5 protein-coding genes and 1 pseudogene are annotated in these 7,525 nt (G+C 42.4%); 2 read left to right on the plus strand and 4 right to left on the minus strand.

Translation table 11 applies throughout. The features are described 5' to 3' along the window. The gene (sppA, locus tag B2Z67_RS07035; RefSeq protein ID WP_291529110.1) at positions 1-1,770 is read right to left on the minus strand and encodes a signal peptide peptidase SppA; all 1,770 of its coding nucleotides are present in this window, start codon (positions 1,768-1,770) and stop codon (positions 1-3) included. Between the two features lie 154 nt (positions 1,771-1,924). Continuing rightward, positions 1,925-2,044, minus strand: a pseudogene (locus B2Z67_RS07040) (oxidoreductase); the annotation flags it as partial. Between the two features lie 165 nt (positions 2,045-2,209). Between B2Z67_RS07040 and B2Z67_RS07045 the strand changes: the two are divergent. Continuing rightward, positions 2,210-3,442, plus strand: a complete 1,233-nt coding sequence (locus tag B2Z67_RS07045) for a Cof-type HAD-IIB family hydrolase (RefSeq protein ID WP_291529112.1) — start codon at positions 2,210-2,212, stop codon at positions 3,440-3,442. A 14-nt stretch (positions 3,443-3,456) separates the two neighbouring features. On the opposite strand, the gene B2Z67_RS07050 is transcribed toward B2Z67_RS07045, so the two are convergent. Together B2Z67_RS07050 and B2Z67_RS07055 are read right to left on the minus strand one after the other, a co-directional pair. Beyond that, the gene (locus B2Z67_RS07050) at positions 3,457-4,074 is read right to left on the minus strand and encodes a response regulator (RefSeq protein ID WP_291529113.1); all 618 of its coding nucleotides are present in this window, start codon (positions 4,072-4,074) and stop codon (positions 3,457-3,459) included. A 7-nt stretch (positions 4,075-4,081) separates the two neighbouring features. Further along, the gene (locus B2Z67_RS07055) at positions 4,082-5,953 is read right to left on the minus strand and encodes a tetratricopeptide repeat-containing sensor histidine kinase (protein WP_291529114.1); all 1,872 of its coding nucleotides are present in this window, start codon (positions 5,951-5,953) and stop codon (positions 4,082-4,084) included. 175 nt (positions 5,954-6,128) lie between these two features. On the opposite strand from B2Z67_RS07055, the gene B2Z67_RS07060 reads away from it, so the two are divergent. After that, positions 6,129-7,478: an InlB B-repeat-containing protein gene (locus B2Z67_RS07060; RefSeq protein WP_291529115.1), complete on the plus strand. Its 1,350-nt coding sequence runs from the start codon at positions 6,129-6,131 to the stop codon at positions 7,476-7,478. The last annotated feature ends 47 nt before the right edge of the window (positions 7,479-7,525 follow it).

A 7,525-nucleotide genomic window follows, 5' to 3' on the forward strand; every position in this document is an offset into this window, starting at 1 on the left:
TTAATTGATGTTTAGCTCAAAAGGAATACGTGCTTGAATTTTATCGCAGTTTTCTAAATTGTTCAACCAATTGAATTGATTGTAAAGTTCGCCGGCTTTACCTTTCAGCATACGAGCCTGAATGTAGTTACCCGGATCGCTATCCATCAAAGTTTCGAAGAAACTCTTCTTACCCGGATACGCCAACACGGTGTAAGCTTCCAGATTTACTTTTTGAACGGCAATTTCCAGTGCTCTGTCCAAACCACCTATTTCATCAACCAAACCTAATTCTTTAGCTTTAGCACCTGTCCAAACACGACCTTCTGCAATTTTCTTGATTTCATCCGTAGTTATACCACGGCCTTCTGCGCAACGTTTTACGAACAGTTCATACCCTTCGTTCACCATGTTTTGCATCAATGCCTTTTCACCTTCGTTCATCGGGCGTCCCATTGCTCCGAGGTCGGAATATGTATTTGTTTTTACAACATCGAATGAAAGACCTATTTTATCCGTCAGTCCTTTATAATTGGGGAACATTCCGAAGATACCGATAGAACCGGTCAGTGTAGTAGGGTCTGCCACAATGCTATCTGCATTACAGGAGATATAGTATCCACCCGATGCGGCATAATCGCCCATAGAAACAATCACCGGTTTTTCTTTTTTCAACTCGGTAATGACATGCCATATTTGTTCCGAACCGAAAGCGCTTCCGCCCGGAGAGTTCACGCGCAGTACTACGGCTTTCACATCCTTATCATCTTTCAGTTTGCGCAAGTCACGTATCACATTATTGGAGTTGATACCTTCTTCTTCACCTATACCTGAACTTCCGGCATCAATAGCTCCATAAGCATAATATACGGCGACGATATTTCCGCTCTTATCTTTCGGAACATTCTTCTTTACGTTTACCATGTCTTTTAATCCCAGTACCGGCATACTGTCATCCTTATCAATGCCGACGAGGGTTTTCAGATAGTTACGTACATCGTTCTTATATATTAAGGTGTCGGCAAGACCGGCCTGCACACTCTCTTCCGCCGGATAGAACATCAGCATTTTGTCGGCAACCTCATTCAGCTTTTCTTTGCTCACACCTCTTGATTCGGAAACATCGCTCAACATTTGTCCCCAGATACCTTCCAGAAATACAGTAACCTGTTCGCGATTGGCCGGACTCATTTCCGTAGCGATAAACGGTTCTACTGCTGATTTGTAAGTACCTACTTTGAATACTTGCATTTCTACGCCGATTTTACTCAGCAGATCTTTGTAGAAAATAGGAGTCGATGACAAACCATACCAACCGATTGATCCTTGCGGATTTAGTAACACTTTGTCGGCTACACTGGCCAGATGGTAAATGCGTTGTGAATAATGGTCACCGTAAGCCACTACAAACTTACCACTGGTTTTGAAATCGGCGAGCGCTTTACGGATTTCTTCCAACGAGGCGAAACCTGCCCCCATCGTACCTGCTTGCAGGTAGATACCTTTAATGTTTTCATTTTCTTTTGCTTTCTGAATAGACGACAGGATATCGTCTAATCCGCAAATCATTTCATCCTCACCCATAAAGATGTCGAAAGGATTGTCCTGACTGCGTTCGGAGAGTATACCGCTCAAATCGAGCATCATAACCGAGTTCTTACCTACCTGAGTCTCAGACTCTGATGATGAAAGCATACCAAATATAATCAGTACACTGACTAAAAACAACACAACGCTTGACACAATAATACCGGTGATGGTAGCCAGCGTAAATTTGAAGAAATCTTTCATTGCATTTATTGTTTTTTGTATGTTAACTTAGAAAGCTAACAAAGATAAATAATTGAGTTGATATTTACCCTATCTGTCGCAAGGTTTTTCGTTTTGTCACACGAGGCTATTACAAATCTGCTTCTTTTTGTGTTTTTACGTCAACCTTATCTTCCTGTTTTGTTTTACCGGTATGGGTTACCATTTTCTTTTTGCCATATTTGCGCGCTTTTTCCCAAGCCGCTTTTCGGGCTTCATATTCTTCGTATTGTTTTTCCAAATAGTTGTCTGCCATAAGATTACGCTTTAATAAATTCGTATAAATAATTAAAAAATGCACGGTAACGACCATGCTGTTGCAAATTTACAATAAATTCCATAAACTTTTTATTTCTTTATTTCCTTTCATTAAGTATTTTTTTCGACTACCTTTGCTTCGGAAACTCAAAAACGGTAAGTCATGAAGTATAAATTATTAGTTCTTGATGTAGACGGAACTTTGCTTGATAGTGAGAAAAAAATCAGTAAACGTACGCTGGCGGCCTTGTTGAAAGTGCAGCAGATGGGAGTGCGTATCGTGTTAGCTTCCGGTAGACCGACGTATGGCCTTATGCCTGTCGCTAAAACTTTGGAGTTAGGCAATTATGGAGGCTTTATCTTAGCCTATAATGGCGGACAGATAATCAATGCTCAGAATGGTGAGCTGTTATTTGAGCGCAGGATAAATCCGGAAATGCTACCTTATCTTGAGAGAAAGGCACGCAAGAACGGTTTCGCCATTTTTACTTATCAAGAAGATACTATTATTACCGATTCGCCTGAAAATGAATACATACGTCTGGAAGCGGAACTCAATGGTTTGAAGATCATTGAAGAAACAGAGTTTTCGATAGCGATAGATTTTGCGCCCTGCAAGTGTATGCTTGTTAGTGATAACGAAGAAGCTCTCATTGAGTTGGAAGAACACTGGCGTAGAAGATTAAACGGTGCGTTAGATGTCTTTCGTTCCGAACCTTACTTCCTTGAGGTTGTACCTTGTTCTATTGACAAGTCGAATACTTTGGGCGTTTTGCTTGAGAAGCTGGGCATCCGTTCGGAGGAAGTGATTGCTATCGGCGATGGAGTTTGTGATGTTTCTATGATACAGTCTGCGGGTCTGGGCATTGCTATGGGAAATGCGCAGGACTCTGTGAAGATATGTGCCGACAGAATTACTGCTTCCAATGATGAGGATGGAGTGGCTGAAGCTGTAGAGAAAGTGATACTTTCTGAAATCCGTCCTGCTGAGATAGAATTAGATCAACTTAACCAACGTGCTCGTCATGCCCTGATGGGGAATCTGGGTATTCAGTACACATATATATCCGAAGATAGAGTAGAGGCTACTATGCCGGTGGATGAACGTACCCGGCAACCTTTCGGTATTTTGCACGGTGGAGCCAGTCTGGCATTGGCTGAAACGGTTGCCGGACTTGGTTCGATGGTGCTCTGTAAGCCGGATGAGATAGTAGTCGGCATGCAAGTCAGCGGGAATCATATTTCTTCCGCACACGAGGGAGATACTGTGCGGGCAGTGGGTACTATAGTGCACAAAGGCCGTTCATCGCATGTCTGGAATGTGGATGTGTTTACTTCAACGGACAAGTTGGTATCTTCGGTGCGTGTGGTTAATGGTATATTGAAGAAGGGGTAATCAAACTTACAGATTTACCAAATCAATTTCATTTCATACCCTTTCTTTACAGCTTCGGGGGTGTTTTTAGCGTTGAGTTTGATAAGTAGGTTGCGGCGATAAGTGCGAACGGTTTCTTCGTCCCGACAAATATGATTGGCTATTTCCTTCGAGGTATAACCTTCGGCAATATACTTCAGAACTTCCTTTTCACGATTACCGAGCCATACAATATCTTCGTTTCTTTTCTCTTTCAATAACAAGTCTATTTCTTCACAAAGAAATTGTTCTCCCCGGCCTACTGTTTCGATTCCCGCAAGCATTTCTTCACTTTCGGCATTCTTCAGGATATAACCCAGTGCACCGTTATGCAAGGCTCGTTTGGCTATGCTAAATTCTTTGTATGTGGTCAGCATTACAACTTTTAATTCTGAATATGTTTTCATTATCTCGGCACAAAAATCTATCCCGTCGCCATCGGACAAGCCGATATCCAGCAACAAGATATCGGGAAGGTTTTCCTTCAAACCTTTCCGGCATGATTCCAAGTTGTAATAGACATCTGTCACCCGGGTGATACCCGATTCGGATATTAGTTTACTCAGACTTTCTACAACCATTTTATGGTCATCTACAATTTGTAAGTTCAACATCATTCAATCAGTTTAGTTTTTCCGTTTTCAATTCAATCGTTGTTTCCGTTCCGGTACTGGGAGAAGTGACAATATCTATTGTTCCGTTGCAGGATGCTACCCTGTCGCGGATGCTTTTCAGCCCAAAACCTCTTACAGCTACTTTTTCATCATAGCCGCAACCATCATCTGAAACGGTAAGCGTAACATGTTTTTCATCTTGTACCAACTGTAGGTTAATCTCGTTTGCACCCGAGTGTTTAATGGCATTGTTTATCAATTCGGCAGCACAACAATAAACAACAAACTCCAATCGCCCATTGATACGCTTTTCTTCACCGTAAAAATGGAACTTGACGTTCGGAAATTGGGTGGCATAATCTTCCAATGCTATTTTAATACCGGATTGCAAGGATGTGGGCATTAGGTTATGAGCCGCATCACGGATATCCCGGATACAGTTATCTAATTTGTCGCTTACGTTTTGCAACGTTTTTGTTTGACTGCTGAGTTCGATTTTCACTGCCGAAAGATTTCCGCTGAGGCGGTCGTGCAAGTCTTGGGCTAAACGTGCCCGTTCCCTCATTTCACCATCCAACACCGAACGGGTGGCAATCAATTGTTTTTCTTTTCGGGTGTTCCTCTTGGTTTGCCATAATAAGATTATCAAAACAAAAGCTAATAATGCGCCCGAAATGCCAAGCCATACATACAGTTCCCGTTCTTTTTCCAACGAGGCAATATGCATTTCTTTCTTTTCGGTTTCGTATTTCACTTCCATTTCCACTAATGTTTGATGGAAATCCTTACTGGTATAATCCAACATCGCAGTATGGTACTTTTGCAGAAAACGGACGGCCTTCTCTTTGTTGCCTAAGAAGATATTCGTGTAAACCAGATTATACAGGATGTTTGTTGAAACAGGCATCATATCCGTAGAAATATTAAGAGAATCAAGTCCCCATGCCTTGAATGCGAATTCTTCAGATTCTTTGAAGTGCTTTTTTGCCCGGTAAACATTGGATATTATATTTAAGGATGCAACTATTACGCCACGAAAACCAGTTTCTTCGGAGAGGCGTACGCTTTCTTCCGCATAGCGTAACGCCAAGTCGTAATCCGGAGATTCCTTATGATAACTAATTTGTGCCATAAGCTGCAAATTCATCGCTTCGTACACTTTATGCTTTGTAGCCCGACTGGCTTCCAACGAGTTTTGCGCATATTGCAATGCCTTATCAAAGTCTTTCCTGTCATTGTAGATTTTACCTAATTGATAATACGCATTCCTTGTGTAGTAAAGCCGGAACTCTTCTGACTGCTCAGCCAACGAAAGCACTTGTTCAAAATGGGAAATCGCCTTGTCGTAATTATATAAAGAGGTATAAATGGATCCGATATTAAATAGAATCGACATATTCCGTTGCTTGTCTTCCAATTTCTCGCTGAGTGGAAGAGCTTTCAAAGCGTATTCGAGTGCGGGAAGAAATTTCCCCCAAGTGGCATAGGTACCAGATATGCTCACATATATTTTTAATTGCTGCTCCTGATTTTCTATCTCTATGGCTACAGCAAGCGCCTTTTCATGATAGATAAGAGCAGAATCGTACTTTGCATTGTCCGAGTAAGCATATCCGATATATTCGTTAAACCGGGAGATTCTGAGTTTATCATTTTCTTTTTCCGCCAGAGCCAAACCTTTCCTGGCATAAAAAAGATTCTTTTCTGAATTGAAAGATGAAAAATGGCCTTGGCATATTTTAAGGTATAATTCCATTTGTTCGTCAGCAGTAATTTTCTGCGTATTCAATACATTGACTAATGAATCTACGTTCTGTGTTTGCCCAACAGCATTTATAACCGACATCAGCAATAAAAAGAAAAAGGTAATCTGTTTCATAACCTATCTATAATAAATATTCGCAAAGATACTTCATTTTCATACTTCTTCCTATCCTCCAAAAGGGTGAATTTAAAGACAGGATGAATTTTCACCCTTTTGGAGGATTGACAGATAGCGATATCTCCAATACCTTTGTTTTTTTAAAATACAATTCCAATTAAAACAAATGAATATGAATAAGATTTGGTTAATCGCTTTAATAAGTATCCTATTGGGTATGGCTTCCTGTTCAAAAGACGACCCTGAAAATGAAATTGTTAATAATGAAACTGTTTATACAGTGACCTTTAATTCTGACGGAGGGAGTCCCACACCCAAACTTCAACGTGTGAAAGCCGGGGAAACAGTAACAGCGCCGACCGGTAATCCTGCCAAAGCGGGTTATACTTTTGTATACTGGTATTTAAACGGAACTACTACCGCTTACAACTTCCAAACCCCTGTAAACGGCAATATAACGCTTTACGCCAAGTGGCAGGCGGAAGGCGGCGGGGAGGGTGAAAAGACCAATACTTTCAGTGTGTACAATACCGAAACCTGGAACAAAGCGGTGAATGCCATCAAGGCGGGAGGGAACGACAAATCCTATATCCTTAACGTACAGAGCAGGGTTATCGTACCACCTACGATCAGAGTGACGGAAGATCTACCATCTACCTACACTTTCGGCGGCGTAGAGAATCTTACGATTACCTTGCAGGGTAGCGGAACCCTCGACCTCTCCGGCGATGGATTCCTGATATGTCTTTCCGGTAATGGAGATACGAGACAGAAACTCGTTATTGACGGTCCTATCCTGCAAGGCTGGCGGGATAATGAAGGTCCGCTGCTGTTTCTCAAACACGCCGACCTGGAATTGAAAGACGGAAAAATTACCGGGAATTTCAATTCCGGCATTGAATTGCAAGCCGGAGGAGCTGTGTATATTAAAGATGGCAGTACCTTCGCCATGTCTGGCGGGGAGATTAGCGGCAATGTCTGTGGAAAATACGTCTCCTGTAATGGTGGCGGAGTATTTATCAGCCGTAGTACTTTCAATATGTCGGGCGGGGAAATCAGTGGCAACACCTGCGGACAAAACACTTATGGAGATGGCGGCGGAGTGTACATGTCTTCCGGTACATTCAACATGTCGGGAGGAACGATTAGCCGAAACTCCAGTGGAGGTGTCGGTGGCGGCGTGTCTATTGGAAGCGGTACTTTTGCCATGACTGGCGGGGTCATCAAAGGAAATGTAGCTGACAATTCCAATGCTCTTGGCGGTGGTGTAAATGTTCATACCCAGGGGCGCTTCGTTAAGACAGGAGGAATCATTTACGGTTCAGATGCTGAAGATGCCGACCAAAACAAATGCGTTTTTCGAAGTAACGTGCATAACAGTAACGGGACCGTAGTATTTGCCGACGTGAACGCTACGGTCGGCGATGCGGACGACAAGCACCGTGAAATTACTCTCGGCGAAACGGACAACATAAGCACTGACAGCGATGCCGGCTGGCTGATAGGATATAAGGCACCCTAACCTGCATTATTCATACCGCAGGAGTTAAGGGGATTGTCATTTTGTCA

Source organism: Bacteroides sp. UBA939 (assembly GCF_002293435.1).
Classification (GTDB): domain Bacteria; phylum Bacteroidota; class Bacteroidia; order Bacteroidales; family Bacteroidaceae; genus Bacteroides.